This window comes from Sphingobacterium sp. xlx-96 (assembly GCF_011007365.1).
Lineage (GTDB): Bacteria > Bacteroidota > Bacteroidia > Sphingobacteriales > Sphingobacteriaceae > Sphingobacterium > Sphingobacterium luzhongxinii.
Genome location: NZ_WFKM01000003.1, coordinates 321,021 through 337,966, shown reverse-complemented (window position 1 = coordinate 337,966; position 16,946 = coordinate 321,021). Strand labels below are relative to the sequence as shown.

Genomic DNA, 16,946 nt, shown 5'->3' with positions numbered 1-16,946 from the left:
TTAAAAAAATAAATAGTATGAAGATTAAAAATACATTTTTAGCGCTAGGCTTATCAATACTAGCATTTACATCGTGTAAGGACAACAATACTGAACCAGCCAATCCGGGAAATTTTATTGTAGCTGTTACCCCCGTTGCCTCTACGGGTGTTGCCGACTATTTGTTGACAGCTAGTAGTTTAGATACTGGTAAGATATCTACAGCAGGTCAAGGTGTTGAGCAGGACGGTACCTACAGGTACTACGTCACGCATAAAAATCGTTTTTACAGTATGTTGTACGGGCAGGGAAATCCAGGTGCAATTACCATATATGATATTCAAAACGGAGCTTTAACTAAGCGAGCAAATTCCGTAACGGAAACTGTGCAAGCTTTTGCCGGCGTAAACGATGATATCTTAATGACGAAGATTTCAAGAAATATCGCTAATCCGACCATTAGCTGGTACGGTTTTAACACCTCAACATTACAGATCGACAAACAAGGCTCGATTAACTCAGCTGAGTTAGCTGCAAATAACGGTGCCCCTGGAGAACTAGCATTCTTTTCGTGGATTAAGCAGGTGGGTAATAAAGTCTATGCACCCTATTTTTCAGTAAAGGGCTGTTGTAGCGCTACGTTTGGAACAGCCTATCCTGACCAAGCTTGGATAGCCGTTTATTCTTATCCGGAAATGAAGCTGGAAAAGGTAATTAAAGATGACCGTATCAGTTTCATCGGAAGATATTTTACAGACGGACTTGAGTTGACGAGTAGCAGCGAGGCATATGCCTTTTCAAGTGCTGTAGCGACATCCGACGGGACAAAAATGAATTCTACGAAACCTTCAGCAGTTGTTAAGATCAACACCGCGACCGGTGAAATTGATAAATCGTATTTCTTCAATTTTGAGGAAGTGTCTGGAGGATTGAATATTACTACATGGTTATATGTAGGGAATAATAACTTCGTTGTTTATTCAAACGAGAAAGCGGAAAAGGGTGCTTATGCGACAGGAAAAACTATCGGTATAATCAATGTGGTTGACAAGACGTATAAAAAAGTAACTGGACTTCCTTCTGCTCTTGAAGTTAGCTCTTTTACAATGCGTAATAATTACTCGTCAAAAGATGGCCGTACAGGATACATCGGTGTTAATTTGACATCTGGTGTGAGTTATATTTATAAAATCGATGCAACTACTGCCACTGCTACCAAAGGATTGAAAGTAGAGGGCGGAACGATTACCGCGATTGAGCATCTAAATTAATTTGAAAGGATGAGCGTATTATTATAGTATTCTTATTTAGAAATATGTGATAACGAGTTATGTTCTAGAAAACATAGCTCGTTATTACACTTATAACCTGTTCTATGTTTTCATTTGTATTATTACTATCGTTTGCAGCTTTTTACTGTTTTTATCTTTCGTCCAGAAAAGTAAAAATTGTAGTTAATGTGCCTATCAGTGTATACTTAAATCAACATCCCTCCACCGCCAAAGCATTGGGTTATATTTTGCTGTTTGTAAGCTGGATTGTATTTGCAAACCTACAAGGATTAGGTGCGGGAACTTTTGCAGCCATTGTTTACTTTATGGCTTTTGGGAGTCTCATAATCCTTCTAACACCTTATGGCTATCTCAATTGGAAGTATATTACGGGTATTGTTCTGCTATGCAGTGTCATTGAATTCTTTGTTTTTTAAAATTAGTTTATGCCTGCAAATAAAAAATATCTGAGTAGTCCATTACAGCGATTTTTAAAGATTTCCGCTGGCTTTATCGGTGGATATACTGTGATGCTATCATTTCATCTGCTATTAACACAGATGTTCGACAAAAAGGATATCATCATTACGGCTGCATTTACAGGCTATATCCTGTGGGCCGTATTGTTACTCCTAGCTTTCTTGTCAAAAAATGGATGGAAGGTCTGGATATATTATATAGTCCTCACGGCTGTATTTGCCTTACCATACCTATTTAAACTCTAATTATGAATATTAGAAATTACAATATATATTTTAATACGCATACCATTAGTGGTATCATTATCTGCGCGCTTCTATATGTGATTTTCTTCGCAGGGTCTTTCTCTTTTTTTAGAGACGAGATTGGAGCTTGGCAAAAAGGAACCTCCTACGTGGGGTATAAAAAGGACTTCAAGAACTACGACAAGTTGATTGATTCTTTGGGACAAGAGATGAATTTGAGAGGTCGGGATCTTACTTTTTACATTAATCAGAGCGGAGCCGGAACATACGTGAATGTCTCTGCGTCGAATGACTCCATCCTGAACAAAGAGAACCTCGCCAAAATAAAGCCCGCAGTCGAGAATAAGAAGGCAAAGAGAGGAGGACGTGGAGCTAATACCGATTCGAAGTATTTTAGTTATGATTTTGTGCAGCAAAAATCTGGAGACTACAGTACTAATTATGATATGTCCGAGTTCCTGTACCGATTGCATTTTTTGGCACAGCTGAATGAGGTACCAATACGAGTAGGTATAGCCCCGTTCGGCTATTTCATAGCTGGTTTAACTTCTTTTTTGTTCCTATTTGCATTAATTACCGGATTGTTGCTGCATTGGGACAAAATTGTAAGCAATTTTTTTGTGTATAGACCATTCAATAAATGGAAGACGGTGTGGACGGATATGCATACAGCATTAGGTGTACTTGGGTTTCCTTTTCAATTTTTATATGCTGTGACGGGTGTTTTTTTGATTATCAATTCCGTTCTAGCTATTCCGTTTGGTAAGCTACTCTACGGTGGTGATCAGGACAAGATGTATCAAGATCTTGGGTACTCCAGAGCGGTAAAGTACGAATATGCTTATAAACCTATGGAAAAGGAAGTACGGGTGGCTCATTACCTCAATTTAGCACAGACGAAGTGGCCTGATGCCCAGATGAATCGTGTCTATATCAAAAATTATGCAGATTCTAATATGCATATATTGGTAGAGTTCGAGCCTCACTATAATAAAAGCTTTGCTGGATCCGGTATTATCGACTATCGCGTTAGTGACGATAAAGTTGTTGAAGAAAAATCGCCTATGCAAGGGGCTACATATGTAGATAAGGTGAGAAGCCTCCTTTATCGTCTGCACTTCGGAGATTTTGGTGGCTATCCCGTCAAGACGATTTATTTTGTCTTAGGGATAATGGGCTGTCTTGTGATTCTCTCCGGGATCTTGATCTGGCTTGTAGCACGCAATAAAAATAATGTCATTCCGCGAAAGAGGAAGTTCAATTTATGGATCGCAAATCTATTTATGGCCATATGTCTTGCTATGTTGCCCGTTACAGCATTTACTTTTATAGCTATAAGATTTAGTCCAAGAGTGGATCAGACATTTATCTATAGTACGTATTTCTATAGTTGGCTTGTGCTTATCATTTATTACACGATTCGCAAACAGATCAACAGGACAAATCGCGAAACACTCTTGTTAGGCAGTATATTGGCATTTTGTGTACCGATAGTAAATGGTTTACAAACTGGAAACTGGTTCTGGAATACCTTAATCACACAACGTACAGATATATTTGTGATTGACTTTTTATGGTTTGTAATAGGTGTGATTGGCCTTGTTGGGTACTTTAAATCAAGGAAATTCTTGCAGGCGATTCAGGGATGAAAATAAAGACAGCGAAAAGGTTTTGTGTTACCAGTCTTTTGTTTAGATTTTTGATCTAAATAAAGATGTTGTTTGTGTGTTAGTCTATAACGCTAGGTTCAAGGGGCAATACCGCAATTAGCCAAAGATATTAAGCCCTAGATGTGTGTTTAGTTTTTATCTATTAATAGACGTCTAGGCACAAATTACAGTTTTATAACTATTTCTCTCTCTTCTTTTTATAGACTGTAAATCCCCCGAGCTAGACTTGGGGGATTTTATTTTTCTGTTAATTAGCCCGGATTTAACCCTTTAAAAATAGCCGCATCATGGACTCCGCGGCTATTTTTAAAGTAGTTTAGTTTTCTCTAAATCTTTTCAATACCAGAAAGATATCGATTTATATCCTTTTGCAACTTTTCGTCACTGTATCCTTCTAACTTTTTGATATCTGCATTAAATCTTGGAAGGTCTTTATAATAAAACTGGAAAACATCTTCTGAGAGGCCAATTTCTTTACCTGATTTTATATCGGTATGAAGCCCCCCGTCCTTTATATATACATTTTTATAAAATCGATAAACAGCAGCTCTAAATGCATTCATTTTCTCTGCGCTATTTTCCTTATTGTTTGCTGTATTTTTTTGAATTTCTAAAAGATCATCGACCGAAAGATCTATCATTTTGTCTGATAGGGCTAATTCTTTTAGTTGCCAATTATTATCCGATGAGATCTCCGTTGTCGAAAGGGGTAAAACATTGGGTTCATGCTGGGTGCTATTTTGACACGATGTTAACCCAATAAAAAGGAGTGTTATGCAGATGTAGTTTTTCATAATTTCTGTTTTTAATGTACGAGGGTTTTATAATTAAAGCTAATAAGTGCAGCTGTTGATGCAGTCGTGGCAGTATATTTATATCCAATAGGTTCGTTGGCAAATGTCCCATCTTGATAAAGTACAGAGTCACCTGGTAGTAAAGCTCCACTATAAAGGGTTATATCTGACGCAAAATCCCTCTTCCAATTTAGAGTTGCTCCTAATACATTGATGTTAGCTGTTTTGCATTTAACTGCTTGTCCACCAGAAAAAACCATGTCTATCGATGGTTTTGGAGGGTTTATAAGGGCAAAAGAAAAACTCTTTTTCTCTCCACCAAAGCACGTTTGCGATCAGACAATTCGTGTAAAAACACACTTGCCGTTATTACAATCGAAATTATAGCCGGTGACACATTCTAACAAATATGAATCTCCATTAACGCAAATATAGAATTTATTGCAGTCCTCCTCGTTCGGTATTACGCCATAACCTGTTGGGGGCATTTTTGACTAAAAGCAAAAATAGCTATTAAGCTTAACGGAATCGCTAAATAAAAAAGTCTTTTTATAAAATTTTCCTTTCTTTAAGTTTATATTCAAATATAGGAATTTTTTTTGAAGAATAAACATGGTGCTTAAAGCTCTTGTCCTGACGACTTGAATTTGCAAGATAACTTTATATCTTTATTTATATCAACCTTTCTTATTTAGGATTTCACGATGGCCAAATAATACATAAAAAATGATTGTAGTTAAGGTGACATATACCGTAAAAGAAGGGTATATAAACACAAACAAAGAATTGATTAGGACCTTTTTGCAGAATTTCGAAATGTTGGACAAGACACTGTTTCAGTACAGTGTTTTTCTGGCAGCGGACGGCGCAACCTTTATTCATATTTCACAATACAAGAACAAAGAAATACAGGAGATACTCTTAAATATACCTAGCTTTCTACGTTTTCAAGAAGAGCGGGATAAAAACCTAGTATCCCAACCGCAAATCGAATTTCTAGATTATGTCGGTGGTTCAAGAGATGTCTATTAAAGGGTTAAATACTTGTTGAGTTAAATTGCAGATCATAAAGCCTTTTATAATATCCACCGATATTCAGGAGTTCTTGATGGGAGCCGATCTCTTTAATTTCACCTTTGTCAAGAACAATAATTTTATCTGCTTTTTGTATTGTCGACAAACGGTGTGCGATGACTATAGCCGTCCTGCCTTCCATTAAATTATCTATCGCTGATTGTATCATTTCTTCCGTCTCGGTATCTATGGAAGACGTTGCTTCATCTAAAACGAGTATTTTGGGATCGTGTACAAGAGCCCTTATGAAGGAGACTAGCTGAGCTTGGCCTGCGGATAGCGTAGCCCCCCGTTCTTGTACTTCGTATTCAAATTGGTTAGGAAGTCTGTTGATGAACTCATATGCACCCACCCTTTTTGCAGCATCCGTGATCTTTTCGATGGAAATCGTTGGATCATTTAACGATATATTATTTTTTACTGTATCTGAAAAGAGAAAGACATCTTGTAGTACTATAGAGATATTGTTTCTTAAAAAACTAAGCTCATAATCTTTGATGTCTATTCCATCTAGTAGAATTTTTCCCCTTTGTATTTCATAAAACCTACTTAGGATGCTGATTATAGATGACTTACCTGCTCCAGTAGCACCGACAAGGGCCAATGTCTCTCCGGGAGAAACACTGAAGCTTACGTCTTTTAATACCCATTTTTCATCATTGTATGCAAACCAGACATTTTTGAATTCGATAGCCCCACGGATTTTTGCTTGTGTAACGGTACCTACATTCGGAGTAAATTCATTGGTATCTAAGACATCAAAGATGCGTTCAGCGGAAACCATCCCCATTTGAAGCGTGTTAAACTTGTCGATCAATTCCCGGATCGGTCGAAATATCATATTGATATACATGATAAATGCAACGACTACGCCCGGAGAAATAATATCTTCAATAATCTGTTTGGATCCGTACCATACTAAAAGTCCGGTCGCGATGGCCACAATGATTTCGAGTACGGGAAAGAAAATTGAAAAATACCAATTTGCACGGATGTGAGCATTCCGGTGTTCTTTATTAATAGCTTTAAATTTGCGCATTTCCTGATCTTCTCGGGAGAAATACTGGATAATGGCCATTCCTGAGATATGTTCTTGTAAGAATGTATTTAAGTTGGCAACCCATAATCTTACGCCTTGAAAAGCTGATTTCATAGCTTCTTTGAATACATAAGTGGCAGCGATCATTAATGGCATAGGAACTAATACGATCAATGTAAGCCTCCAGTCCGTATAAAACATGACGGCAAGGATCACAACCAGCTGTAATAAATCACCTATAATCTGTATCAGGCCTTCGGAGAAAATATTAGCTATGGTTTCCAGGTCAGAAATTGTCCGGGTGATCAGGCGGCCTATAGGTGTATTGTCAAAATACTTTAATCGTAAGTTTGTGATATGATTAAATACTTGAATTCGAATATCCCGGATCACCGATTGGCCGAGCGTATTGGTCATTAGTGTATGAAAGTATCGGATGATAGTCTGTAGGACTAATAGTAACATCATGAATGCCAGCATGGTGTTTAACCCTTCCGATTTACCCTTGAGAATGTAACTGTCCAGTGTGTGTTCTATTAAAAGAGGTAGAGCAGGGGCTACGGCAGCTAACAGAATCGTTAATACCACTGATATCCAAAAGGTGCTACTGTAGGGGCGCATATATTTTGCGAGCCTTTTAAGCAACTTGCTATCATAGGTATTGCCTGTTATTTTCTCTTTCTTCATATGTTTATTACCTGATTTTTAATGATCATCCGGCAGCTAACGGGCCCATCGGGGCCTGTGTGTCGTTAAGCAGGAGTATTTCGAGTCATTAATCTATGTACGGATAAACCACTTTCGTTAAATATAAACCATGAGCAGGTACAGAGGTTCCTGCCATAGATCTGTTTTTACTATTTAGTACTTCGTCAAGGAATGAAATCGGAGTGTCTTCTTGTCCTATTTTCAGAAGAGTCCCTACTATAGCGCGAACCATATTTCTCAAAAATCGATCTGCTGTTACTTTAAAAAGAATATGATCGTCTCGTTGTATCCATTTAGCTTCTGTAATCGTACAGATATTCGTATGAACCTGTGTGTTCGATTTGCTAAAGCATGAAAAGTCTTTGGTGCCTAAGAGTTTTTCTGCGGCTTCGTTCATTTTGTATATATTGGGTACTTCACGAAGTTGCCAAGACTTATTTATCAAAAACGGATTTTTGTAGATATGCATGTGGTATTCATAGCTTCGGGAAGTCGCATCAAATCGCGCGTGTGCATCCGTATGAACTGGAATAATACGTTTGACAGCGATATCGTAAGGTAGTAGGGCATTTAAGGACTGCTTAGCTTTTTCTGGAGAGGCTAAAAATAACGGATTTTCAGAATCGAAATGTACATAAAGCTGTTTTGCGTGCACGCCCGTGTCAGTTCTACCTGCGCCAATAGTTTCTATATTGGTGCGTAGGAATGTTTTTAAAGCGTTATTTAATTTTTCCTGTACGGATATTGCGTTTGGTTGGACTTGCCAACCATGATAGGCACTGCCGTCATAGGCTATTTCAATAAAAAATCTCTTTTTTCCGTCCACAAAACAAACCTACATAAATTCATTTTCATGTGCAATATGATTAAAGTACATATAAAGTCAATTTAGCTCAATTCTCCTTGAACAATTGACGGCTCATCGATAATGCACATTTAATCCCGGGGCAGGTGTAATGCATGGTATAGCACTGTTTTTTGTTCGGTATTCGAGAATGCAAAGCATTTTATATAAGTTTGCGTTATAATAATAAAAGAAAGTTATGATACAACGTATTCAGTCTATTTGGTTACTATTAGCCGCTATTGTTATTTTGGGTTTGTTTATTTTTCCTTATTTGAATTATACAGATCTGGTGGGTTTGGGTAAAAAGCTTTTGGTGACAGGATCCTATTCTGCTGTAAATAATGAAAGTGTGAAACAGGAAAGTTATGTCTTTCAAACGGTAGCAACTGTTGTGTTAGGGTTTATACCCATTATAACGATTTTTCTATATAAAAATAGAAAGAGGCAGTTAATTCTAATTTTTGTTGAAATTTTGTTGATATGTCTTTTTTCGGTTTGGTTGTTTATCTCTGCTAACAATACGTTAAGTTTAATTTCTCAACCTTTTGGAGCTCATAATATTGGTGTGGGATTCTTCCTGTTACCAATAGCAATTGTCTTTCTCGCGATGGCAATAGGTGGAATTCGTAAAGATGAAAAGTTAATTAAGTCTGCAGATCGCTTAAGATAATGAAAAAGTTAGGGTTACTTATTGTATTGTCTTTTTATTTAGGAACGTTGGTTCTTGGACAAGAACCAACGAGTGAATCGTTGGAGGTTGATGATATACAAATCGATGTGAAGAGCGTGGCTTTATCCAAAAATGCAGATACAGCTACCGTTGAACTCTTTTTGATATCCTACAAAAAAGGTACACGTGAGTTTAAGCTAAACAGTTTTGCTTCAGGTATTGTTGATTCTGGTGGTAAGACGTATTTGTACAACTCGATGCAGATAGGCAAGGTATTGGTACAGGTGACCGATAGACAGAATTATATTCATTATCTCTTGGAGGAAGACGAGCCGGTGAGGCTTATTGTTAAAACAATAGGATGGAAAAAACAGTGGGGAAAGCCTCAGCAATTTAAACTGGCTTTTGAGGATAGTGAAGAAGAAGGTAAATTTTTGGAAGTAATAATCGATCTATAAATAAAAAAAGGCAATCTAATTTAGATTGCCTTTTTTATTATCTTGAATAGCGGAATTGCTGTTTGTCCATCATAGACATCTGATCTTTCATCATTTTAATCTGATCAGCTAACAATTTATTTTTGTCTGCTTTTTTCGCTTCCTGTAGTAGTTTTTCTGCTTCCCGTTTATTGCGTTTTGCCATCATTACACCTGCTAGGCTCAATTTTGCTAAGGCTACATTGTGATCCATATGTAGACCGAGGGAAAGCGCTTTTTTAAAGAACTTTTCCGATTGCATAGGTGCGCGTTGAGATTCAATCAAGCCAAGTAAAAGATGATAGTATCCGTGTTGTGCATTGATTAATTGAGACTCATAATTCTTGATGTTATTTAACCATTTTTCAGCGTTGGGGATATCTTGTTTTCTAAAATACCATTGTGCAATTAGCATATTCTCATTAAAAAATACCGTAACCCAGGCCAGTATCGTGATTAAGATAGCCAGTATTCCCCATCCCCACATACCGAACCAAAAAAGAGCAACAGTGCCTATCAATAGGATGCTGCTTAAAATTATACGTACTAAATTTGACATTTCTCTCTATAACTATTTGAATGTACAAATATCCATTAATTTAAGATGTTATCCAACAAGTTTGCGGTATAAAAATGTATTCTAGTAAGTTTTGGTTATAAAAGAGTTTTTGGGGCATACGAATTTAAGGGATGAGGGTTTGTGTTTTTTATGTTATATTGGGTGAAAAAAGCTGATGGAAATATATCTGAATGTTGTTGTCCGGTGTATTGCGGTTTACCTTTTTATGTTTGTGGCTATCCGTCTTTTTGGTAAAAAGGAGTTGTCGCAACTTAATACTATTGATATCATTTTAATCCTATTGATAAGTAACTCCGTGCAAAATGCCATGGTAGGAAATGATACTAGCCTTGAGGGAGGTTTATTGGCAGCTTTCTCACTATTCTTCATTAATTTTTTTGTTAAGCGGATCGTTTTAAAAAGCGAGTTTATTAAGAAAGCTGTACAACAAAAGCCGCAAATACTGGTTCATAAAGGAAAACCCGATTTTGATATGCTGAGTAAGATCGGTATATCGGCCGATGAATTGTACGAGGCGATGCGTGAACATGGTGTCGAGCATATCAAGGATGTAAAACTAGCTATGTTTGAAGAGGATGGTAATATTTCGATTATCTCAGGTGCTACGGATTTAAAACATTCGATACATAAGCGGAAACGCAATCATAAGAATCTGCAGGGACCTAACTGATATTCGAATGTGTTTTTTGACCGATGTACTATGAATGTGAGGCATTTTATCTAAATTTGGATGTATGGAGAGGTTATTTGATCAAAGTTGGGACAATCTATTAAAGCCGTTGTTTAAACAGGATTATATGCGTCGTTTATCGGTATTTGTTCAAAAAGAACGTAGGGAGCATCTCGTATATCCCCCACAAGACATGGTGTTTAACGCTTTTAGACTTACACCATTGCCTAATGTTAAAGTGGTCATTTTGGGGCAAGATCCCTATCATAATGTGGGACAAGCGCACGGACTTTCTTTTTCGGTGCCTACAGGTGTGGCCCATCCTCCGTCTCTTAAAAATATTCTAGCTGAACTAACAACAGATGTTGAGGGGTTTGTTTACCCCCAATCTGGTGATTTGACAAAATGGGCTGAACAAGGGGTTTTATTGCTCAATGCTACCCTAACTGTGCGGGCGCATCAAGCAGGATCTCATCAGAAACAAGGGTGGGAGATGTTGACAGATCAGATAATAAGTAAGATATCTGAAGAGTTAGATGGTGTGGTGTTCCTTCTGTGGGGATCCTATGCACAAAAGAAATCGGTATTAATAGATCAACAGAAGCATTTAATATTAAAGGCTGTACATCCATCGCCTCTTTCTGTCTATCGAGGGTTTTTCGGGTCAAAGCACTTTTCGAAGGCGAATGACTATCTCTTAGAGAAAAAGAAAGAGGTTATCGATTGGCGGCTTGATTAAGCATATCGTTCTTGAATATGCTCATATGTGTATTCGTTTATCGCTAACTGCTTGAGGTGTTTAATATAAATTTTTACACCTTCTTGAAGGATATGTGTAAAAAGTAGGTGGCTATCGTATGTGATTTCAAAAGATGTTGCTGGGTTAAAATTTTCATCTGCTTCGCCTAGTACAACATATTCTAGCTTGCCTGACGTCGTAAATCTTTTAACGATTACTTGTCTACTTTTTTGAGGAGATACAGTATACCAGGCACCGTCTCCTACTCCTCCGAGGTACATCGCTTCTTTTGGTACTGTGATTGGTTTGGAGCGATAATGTACTGCGCCGATAATTTGGTCTGTAGGTAGTAAATCTGCCTTAGTCTGAAAGACATTGTCCCCAAGCTGTCGTACAAGAAATCCAAACGATTGGAAACGGTTCATTCGAAAACGTGTAAGACCATCTTGAGGGGTGTAAGAATAAATCATTCTATCGCTTACGGTATTTATCAAATTACTAATCGGGCTGCATTTTATAGTTTCAGGCAAATTAATCATATGCCAAAAATGAAACCGTTGCGAGGACTTTATAAGCATTCTCGTTATAAATCGCGAACAGTTGTTATTGTTACGGGCCACAGCGCCATATGGATAGGTGCCCTGTATAACACATTGATCTCCATATTTGCGGGCCATCGAAAAGTTTATTCCATCGACAACGGACAAGAATAGTTTGCCTTCCCCATACATCGCTGGTTTTAAAAGTTCGAAATGCTCGACTATTTCTTGTAGGTTGCTGATTTTGTTCTCGTGAAATTGGGCATTTAACTTTATTTCTAATAGCGGATCCGAGAACTGAGATCGTGCACGACCATAGCCGCGAGGCGCAATATACCTGCCAAAATCGTAAAACAACATCTTGCCACTTTTGCGGTCTACAAGGACTATTCCGGTGTGACCGACTTTGAAGTTAAGGTTTTTTACTATACCTATTTTTTTGAAAAACATCATCCACTTTTCGTCCCCCCTGATGGTGGCATCAGGCCATGTCAGTATTATCGCGAAATCGTTATAAGGTATAGCTTGCTTTGGCATCTTGTTTAGTATTCTAATGGAACGATAGGCTCTTTTTTAGAAGTAGACATGATCATCATTGTCTGAAATGTTTTTACGAAAGGGATTTTAGCAATCTTTTCCATAATAACACCTTCATAAGCTTTGATATCTTTTACATAGACTTTTAAGATAAAGTCACAATTGCCTGTGACATGATGGCATTCTGTAACCTCTGGGATAGCCTTTACTGCTTCTACGAATTCAGGAATAGCATTATGGGTGTGAAAATCTAGAGAAATTTGAATAAAGGATTTGATTCCTAAACCTAATTTCTCCTCGTCAACGAAAGCATGATAACTTTTTATAAATCCCGAGTTTTCTAGTTTTCGCACTCTTTCCAGTGTAGGTGCAGGCGATAAACCAATGTTTGTCGCTAGTTGGAGATTGGTAATTCTTCCATTCTCTTGCAGCAGCCGTAGTATTTTTAAATCTAATTTATCCGGTTGATAAGACATAAGGCTATTTTAGTTCAATTTGTAAACTTAAATAAAATGCTTTGAATTCACGAATGCCCGGGGCAAAAAATATCGGGAATAGCGTTCCTCTTTGATTAAGATACTTTAAATATATAGCATGGAGCGTTGAAAAAAATAGTGTTTTTGATGTTAAGTTTTTTGAGTGATGAGTTATAACTGTTTGCTATTTTTTTGATTAGCAACAATAGTTTTTAGTTATTATGATCATTTTTTTGTCAAAAAAGAAACCTGAAACTGTTCTGAGCACAAAAAAAAGTGATGTTTGTCACAAATTTACGAGATAGCGCTGCTTAATAGACGAAAATATACCGCTTAATTGCTATTTAAGTCGTAGCTTTGTAGTCCTATAATAGAGTGGGGGTTGCCTATTCATAAAAGGGAAAAAGAATACTATGAGTACCAAAGACGACGAATTACTGAAAGAGCTGGAGCAGGAGGAGTACAAATACGGCTTTACAACCGATATTGAGATGGACATTGCTCCCAAGGGATTGAATGAAGACACTATTCGCCTGATATCTTCAAAAAAGAATGAACCTGAATGGTTATTAGAATGGCGGTTGAAAGCTTTCCAACATTTCTTAAAGATGAAGATGCCAACGTGGCAGAATTTTGAAAATCCTGAAGTTGATTTTCAAGATCTTTCTTATTATGCTGCCCCGAAGCCTAAAAAACTTTTGGAGAGTATGGATGAGGTTGATCCTGAATTGTTGGCTACTTTTGCGAAATTAGGAATTCCATTGGATGAACAAAAAGTACTAGCAGGAGTTGTTGCTGTTGATGCGGTTTTTGACTCTGTTTCTGTAAAAACGACTTTTAGAGAAAAGCTGAAGGAAAAAGGAGTTATATTCTGTTCTTTCGGTGAAGCTGTACAAGAATATCCTGAGTTGGTGAAAGAATATTTGGGAACTGTTGTTCCTCAAACGGATAATATCTATGCAGCGTTAAATTCAGCGGTATTTTCCGACGGTTCATTTGTGTATATTCCTAAAGGTGTACACTGTCCTATGGAGCTTTCCACATATTTCCGTATTAACGCGCAGAATACAGGTCAGTTCGAACGGACGTTGATTGTTGCAGATGAAGGCTCCTATGTTTCTTACCTGGAAGGATGTACTGCACCGATGCGTGATGAGAATCAACTTCATGCTGCTGTTGTCGAATTGATAGCGATGAAAGATGCTGAAATTAAATACTCTACCGTACAAAACTGGTACCCAGGGGATAAAGAGGGAAAAGGGGGGATTTTTAACTTTGTGACAAAGCGAGGTATTTGTAAAGGAGATAATTCTAAAATCTCTTGGACGCAGGTAGAAACAGGTTCTGCTATTACGTGGAAGTACCCTGGTGTTATCCTTAAAGGAGACAATTCAGTAGGCGAGTTCTATTCTGTTGCAATGACGAAGAACTTTCAAGTAGCTGATACAGGTACGAAAATGATTCATTTGGGCAAAAATACCAGATCTAAAATTATCTCTAAAGGAATTTCTGCAGGAAGAAGCCATAATAGCTATCGTGGGTTGGTGAAAATCGGTCCGAATGCGGACAATTCGCGGAACTTTACACAATGTGATTCGCTTTTAATCGGAGATCGTTGTGGAGCTCATACATTCCCATACATCGAAAATAAAAGTAAGACGGCTAAATTAGAGCACGAGGCTACGACTTCTAAAATTGGAGAAGATCAAGTATTCTATTTGAATCAACGTGGTATCGATTCTGAAAAGGCAGTAGGTCTAATTGTCAACGGCTATGCCAAAGAGGTGTTAAACCAGTTGCCAATGGAATTTGCGGTAGAGGCTCAAAAGTTGATAGCTATTTCTTTAGAGGGATCGGTAGGATAGTAAAGTAATTATATAGATAAAAAAATTGAGCAAAAAGTTTAACGACTCAATACTCAATACTCAATACAAAAAGTAATGTTAAGCATTAAAAATTTACATGCGTCTATAGAGGACAAACAAATATTAAAAGGATTAAATCTAGAAGTTAAACCAGGAGAGGTTCATGCTATTATGGGACCTAATGGAGCTGGGAAAAGTACCTTGGGCAATGTGTTGGCTGGGCGAGATTCTTATGAAGTGACAGAAGGGGAAGCTATTTTGGACGGCGTAGATTTATTGGATTTGTCGCCTGAAGATAGGGCACGCGAAGGTTTGTTTTTAGCATTTCAATATCCTGTAGAGATTCCTGGCGTTTCTAACATAAACTTCTTGAAAACGGCAGTTAATGATATTCGTGAATATAAAGGTTTGCCTCCTATGGAAGCAAAGGAGTTCTTGAAAACAGTTAAAGAAAAACAACAATTGGTTGAGTTCTCTGCTAATCTGGCGAATCGTTCGTTGAACGAAGGTTTTTCCGGAGGAGAGAAAAAGCGTAATGAAATTTTTCAGTTAGCGATGTTGAATCCAAAATTATCTATTCTGGATGAGACTGATTCGGGACTGGATATAGATGCGTTGCGTATCGTAGCCAACGGAGTGAATCAATTGCGTTCAAAGGATAATGCGTTCGTGGTGATTACGCACTATCAGCGTTTATTGGATTATATCGTTCCTGATTTTGTACACGTATTGTACGATGGACGCATCGTAAAGACCGGAACAAAGGAATTGGCGTTGGAGTTGGAGGAGAAAGGGTACGATTGGCTTAAAGAATTGGATACCCAAGAGGGCTAATCAGGATTTACAACGAAGGCTTTGAATATTCTTTCTAGCCGTTTACAAAAATAGGTCCGCTCAGATGGATTTGGAGATGGGTGGGTTGATAAAAAATAACATGAGTACTATAGTAGCAAATTCTTTATTCGAACAGTTAGCTTCTACTTTTCAAGAGTTGGAGTCGACTAATGAACTTTCATCGTTAAAAGATATACGTAAAGGTGCCTTTGCTCAGTTTGAGCAACAAGGTTTTCCTACGGTGAAAAATGAGGATTGGAAATATACAAATATCCATAGCTTGATCAATAAGACTTACTTATTGAATGAAGATGTGGATGTTTCCGATTTGGATTTGAGCCAAGCAGATATTCCTGGTTTGGATGCACATCGTATTGTGTTGATTAATGGACAATATGTGCTTGCTTTTTCTTCTTTGGAGGATGAAATCGGGCTGACTGTTAGGCCTATCGAAGAGGCGGCATCAGAACCGAACTTTCAAAAGCATTTTGGGCAACATGCGGATAAAACTGGAAGTGCTTTAGTAGCATTAAATACAGCGTTGCATACTTCGGGACTTTATTTGTCTGTCGGAAAAAATAAGGTCGTATCTAAGCCAATTCAGATTGTGCATGTAGCTACCGGGACTAGTGATTTTTTTGCACAGACCAGAAACCTGTACGTTCTAGAGGCAAATGCTGAAGTAGAAATCATTGAATCATTTATAACGTTGGTAGGGTCTGCAAAGAACTTGCAAAATAAGGTAACGGAGATTGTATTGGACGAAAATGCGAAGTTGCAACATTATTATCTGCAGTTAGCTTCGGCATCTGGTTCGTATATTAATCATACCGAGATCTACCAATCAAAGTATAGTCTTTATAACAATTACAATTGCAACTTCCCTGGTGCTTCTTTCGTTCGTAATGATATCAATGTGCGTTTGGACGATGAGAATGTGGAATCTCACCTGTACGGAATTAATTTGCTGGCAGATAAGCAATTGGTGGATAATCATACGGTTGTAGATCACATGAAGCCACATTGTGAATCCTACGAGTGGTATAAAAATATACCGCAAGACGAATCTACGGCAGTGTTTAATGGAAAGATTTTTGTTCGCGAGGATGCGCAAAAGACAAACGCATTTCAGCAGAATAATAATATGTTGATCGGTGATAAATCAACGGTAAATACCAAGCCGCAATTAGAGATTTTTGCGGATGATGTAAAGTGTTCTCACGGTTGTACCATGGGACAGTTTGATGATGAAGCATTGTTTTATTTGAGAGCTAGAGGTATCAGCGAAGAGTCGGCTCGTACCTTATTGGTTCATGCTTTTGCCTTTGATGTGACGTCAAGATTCTCGAACGAGGTGATACGAACTTACGTCGAGAAACTGGTTGCTAAGGGACTAGATAGAAATTAATTAATAGTAGTTTAGTTTATATAAAGCGTCTAGGGATTTTTTCTT

General features: G+C 37.7%; 20 protein-coding genes. 12 read left to right on the top strand and 8 right to left on the bottom strand.

From position 1 onward, the window contains the following. The first annotated feature begins 17 nt into the window (after positions 1-17). The 4 genes from G7B20_RS07185 (at position 18) to G7B20_RS07170 (ending at position 3,624) form a co-directional block, all read left to right on the top strand. On the top strand, positions 18-1,250 hold the full coding sequence (locus G7B20_RS07185; RefSeq protein WP_164109711.1) for a DUF4374 domain-containing protein: 1,233 nt from the start codon (positions 18-20) through the stop codon (positions 1,248-1,250). A gap of 104 nt (positions 1,251-1,354) precedes the next feature. Continuing rightward, a complete protein-coding gene (locus G7B20_RS07180) occupies positions 1,355-1,687 on the top strand; it encodes a hypothetical protein (protein ID WP_164109709.1) in 333 nt (110 codons plus the stop codon). Between the two features lie 9 nt (positions 1,688-1,696). Further along, entirely contained in the window at positions 1,697-1,975 is a 279-nt protein-coding gene (locus G7B20_RS07175) for a hypothetical protein (protein ID WP_164109707.1), read from the top strand. 2 nt (positions 1,976-1,977) lie between these two features. Next, a complete protein-coding gene (locus G7B20_RS07170; protein WP_164109705.1) occupies positions 1,978-3,624 on the top strand; it encodes a PepSY-associated TM helix domain-containing protein in 1,647 nt (548 codons plus the stop codon). Positions 3,625-3,971: 347 nt separating this feature from the next. Here G7B20_RS07170 and G7B20_RS07165 read toward each other — a convergent pair whose 3' ends face one another. The 3 genes from G7B20_RS07165 to G7B20_RS19745 all read right to left on the bottom strand — a co-directional run bounded on the left by G7B20_RS07165 (position 3,972) and on the right by G7B20_RS19745 (position 4,927). After that, positions 3,972-4,439 (bottom strand): hypothetical protein, encoded by a 468-nt coding sequence (locus tag G7B20_RS07165; RefSeq protein ID WP_164109704.1) that lies wholly within the window; start codon positions 4,437-4,439, stop codon positions 3,972-3,974. Positions 4,440-4,450: 11 nt separating this feature from the next. After that, positions 4,451-4,699: a hypothetical protein gene (locus G7B20_RS07160; RefSeq protein ID WP_164109702.1), complete on the bottom strand. Its 249-nt coding sequence runs from the start codon at positions 4,697-4,699 to the stop codon at positions 4,451-4,453. A 75-nt stretch (positions 4,700-4,774) separates the two neighbouring features. Beyond that, entirely contained in the window at positions 4,775-4,927 is a 153-nt protein-coding gene (locus G7B20_RS19745) for a carbohydrate-binding module family 14 protein (protein WP_164109700.1), read from the bottom strand. A 238-nt stretch (positions 4,928-5,165) separates the two neighbouring features. Here G7B20_RS19745 and G7B20_RS07150 point away from each other — a divergent pair, with 238 nt between their 5' ends. Further along, positions 5,166-5,471: a hypothetical protein gene (locus tag G7B20_RS07150; RefSeq protein ID WP_164109698.1), complete on the top strand. Its 306-nt coding sequence runs from the start codon at positions 5,166-5,168 to the stop codon at positions 5,469-5,471. 4 nt (positions 5,472-5,475) lie between these two features. On the opposite strand, the gene G7B20_RS07145 is transcribed toward G7B20_RS07150, so the two are convergent. Both G7B20_RS07145 and truA read right to left on the bottom strand, forming a co-directional pair. After that, positions 5,476-7,239, bottom strand: a complete 1,764-nt coding sequence (locus tag G7B20_RS07145; protein ID WP_164109696.1) for an ABC transporter ATP-binding protein — start codon at positions 7,237-7,239, stop codon at positions 5,476-5,478. A gap of 88 nt (positions 7,240-7,327) precedes the next feature. Beyond that, complete coding sequence (gene truA / locus G7B20_RS07140; RefSeq protein ID WP_164109695.1) at positions 7,328-8,086, bottom strand: tRNA pseudouridine(38-40) synthase TruA; 759 nt, start codon at positions 8,084-8,086, stop codon at positions 7,328-7,330. A 217-nt stretch (positions 8,087-8,303) separates the two neighbouring features. Between truA and G7B20_RS07135 the strand changes: the two genes are divergently transcribed. Both G7B20_RS07135 and G7B20_RS07130 read left to right on the top strand, forming a co-directional pair. Further along, entirely contained in the window at positions 8,304-8,777 is a 474-nt protein-coding gene (locus G7B20_RS07135; RefSeq protein ID WP_164109694.1) for a DUF4293 domain-containing protein, read from the top strand. Then, a complete protein-coding gene (locus tag G7B20_RS07130; RefSeq protein WP_164109693.1) occupies positions 8,777-9,235 on the top strand; it encodes a hypothetical protein in 459 nt (152 codons plus the stop codon). Before G7B20_RS07135 ends, G7B20_RS07130 begins: the two co-directional genes overlap by 1 nt. Positions 9,236-9,272: 37 nt before the next feature. On the opposite strand, the gene G7B20_RS07125 is transcribed toward G7B20_RS07130, so the two are convergent. Then, the gene (locus tag G7B20_RS07125) at positions 9,273-9,812 is read right to left on the bottom strand and encodes a DUF2892 domain-containing protein (protein WP_164109692.1); all 540 of its coding nucleotides are present in this window, start codon (positions 9,810-9,812) and stop codon (positions 9,273-9,275) included. Between the two features lie 175 nt (positions 9,813-9,987). Here G7B20_RS07125 and G7B20_RS07120 point away from each other — a divergent pair, with 175 nt between their 5' ends. Next, on the top strand, positions 9,988-10,503 hold the full coding sequence (locus G7B20_RS07120; RefSeq protein ID WP_164109691.1) for a DUF421 domain-containing protein: 516 nt from the start codon (positions 9,988-9,990) through the stop codon (positions 10,501-10,503). Between the two features lie 64 nt (positions 10,504-10,567). Continuing rightward, positions 10,568-11,242, top strand: a complete 675-nt coding sequence (gene ung / locus G7B20_RS07115; RefSeq protein WP_164109690.1) for a uracil-DNA glycosylase — start codon at positions 10,568-10,570, stop codon at positions 11,240-11,242. Here ung and G7B20_RS07110 read toward each other — a convergent pair. Both G7B20_RS07110 and G7B20_RS07105 read right to left on the bottom strand, forming a co-directional pair. After that, complete coding sequence (locus G7B20_RS07110) at positions 11,239-12,318, bottom strand: DUF6695 family protein (protein ID WP_164109689.1); 1,080 nt, start codon at positions 12,316-12,318, stop codon at positions 11,239-11,241. The two genes, ung and G7B20_RS07110, sit on opposite strands and share 4 nt — an antisense overlap. A gap of 5 nt (positions 12,319-12,323) precedes the next feature. Next, the gene (locus tag G7B20_RS07105) at positions 12,324-12,794 is read right to left on the bottom strand and encodes an Lrp/AsnC family transcriptional regulator (RefSeq protein ID WP_021071083.1); all 471 of its coding nucleotides are present in this window, start codon (positions 12,792-12,794) and stop codon (positions 12,324-12,326) included. Between the two features lie 413 nt (positions 12,795-13,207). Here G7B20_RS07105 and sufB point away from each other — a divergent pair, with 413 nt between their 5' ends. From sufB to sufD, 3 genes are all read left to right on the top strand, one after another. Beyond that, the gene (sufB, locus tag G7B20_RS07100) at positions 13,208-14,659 is read left to right on the top strand and encodes a Fe-S cluster assembly protein SufB (RefSeq protein WP_164109687.1); all 1,452 of its coding nucleotides are present in this window, start codon (positions 13,208-13,210) and stop codon (positions 14,657-14,659) included. Positions 14,660-14,734: 75 nt separating this feature from the next. Beyond that, entirely contained in the window at positions 14,735-15,493 is a 759-nt protein-coding gene (gene sufC / locus G7B20_RS07095) for a Fe-S cluster assembly ATPase SufC (RefSeq protein ID WP_164109684.1), read from the top strand. Positions 15,494-15,593: 100 nt separating this feature from the next. Further along, positions 15,594-16,901, top strand: coding sequence for a Fe-S cluster assembly protein SufD (gene sufD, locus G7B20_RS07090; RefSeq protein ID WP_164109682.1), 1,308 nt, complete (start codon positions 15,594-15,596; stop codon positions 16,899-16,901). Positions 16,902-16,946: the final 45 nt, after the last annotated feature.

Excerpts from the sequence above, each read along its gene's own strand:
- G7B20_RS07165 (WP_164109704.1), bottom strand. The coding sequence starts at position 4,439 with ATGAAAAACTACATCTGCATAACACTCCTTTTTATTGGGTTAACATCG.
- G7B20_RS07120 (WP_164109691.1), top strand. The coding sequence starts at position 9,988 with ATGGAAATATATCTGAATGTTGTTGTCCGGTGTATTGCGGTTTACCTT.
- G7B20_RS07175 (WP_164109707.1), top strand. The coding sequence starts at position 1,697 with ATGCCTGCAAATAAAAAATATCTGAGTAGTCCATTACAGCGATTTTTA.
- G7B20_RS07105 (WP_021071083.1), bottom strand. The coding sequence starts at position 12,794 with ATGTCTTATCAACCGGATAAATTAGATTTAAAAATACTACGGCTGCTG.
- sufC (WP_164109684.1), top strand. The coding sequence starts at position 14,735 with ATGTTAAGCATTAAAAATTTACATGCGTCTATAGAGGACAAACAAATA.
- G7B20_RS07125 (WP_164109692.1), bottom strand. The coding sequence starts at position 9,812 with ATGTCAAATTTAGTACGTATAATTTTAAGCAGCATCCTATTGATAGGC.
- G7B20_RS07135 (WP_164109694.1), top strand. The coding sequence starts at position 8,304 with ATGATACAACGTATTCAGTCTATTTGGTTACTATTAGCCGCTATTGTT.
- G7B20_RS19745 (WP_164109700.1), bottom strand. The coding sequence starts at position 4,927 with ATGCCCCCAACAGGTTATGGCGTAATACCGAACGAGGAGGACTGCAAT.
- G7B20_RS07180 (WP_164109709.1), top strand. The coding sequence starts at position 1,355 with ATGTTTTCATTTGTATTATTACTATCGTTTGCAGCTTTTTACTGTTTT.
- sufB (WP_164109687.1), top strand. The coding sequence starts at position 13,208 with ATGAGTACCAAAGACGACGAATTACTGAAAGAGCTGGAGCAGGAGGAG.
- G7B20_RS07145 (WP_164109696.1), bottom strand. The coding sequence starts at position 7,239 with ATGAAGAAAGAGAAAATAACAGGCAATACCTATGATAGCAAGTTGCTT.
- G7B20_RS07185 (WP_164109711.1), top strand. The coding sequence starts at position 18 with ATGAAGATTAAAAATACATTTTTAGCGCTAGGCTTATCAATACTAGCA.
- G7B20_RS07160 (WP_164109702.1), bottom strand. The coding sequence starts at position 4,699 with ATGGTTTTTTCTGGTGGACAAGCAGTTAAATGCAAAACAGCTAACATC.
- G7B20_RS07150 (WP_164109698.1), top strand. The coding sequence starts at position 5,166 with ATGATTGTAGTTAAGGTGACATATACCGTAAAAGAAGGGTATATAAAC.
- sufD (WP_164109682.1), top strand. The coding sequence starts at position 15,594 with ATGAGTACTATAGTAGCAAATTCTTTATTCGAACAGTTAGCTTCTACT.
- G7B20_RS07110 (WP_164109689.1), bottom strand. The coding sequence starts at position 12,318 with ATGCCAAAGCAAGCTATACCTTATAACGATTTCGCGATAATACTGACA.
- G7B20_RS07170 (WP_164109705.1), top strand. The coding sequence starts at position 1,978 with ATGAATATTAGAAATTACAATATATATTTTAATACGCATACCATTAGT.
- ung (WP_164109690.1), top strand. The coding sequence starts at position 10,568 with ATGGAGAGGTTATTTGATCAAAGTTGGGACAATCTATTAAAGCCGTTG.
- G7B20_RS07130 (WP_164109693.1), top strand. The coding sequence starts at position 8,777 with ATGAAAAAGTTAGGGTTACTTATTGTATTGTCTTTTTATTTAGGAACG.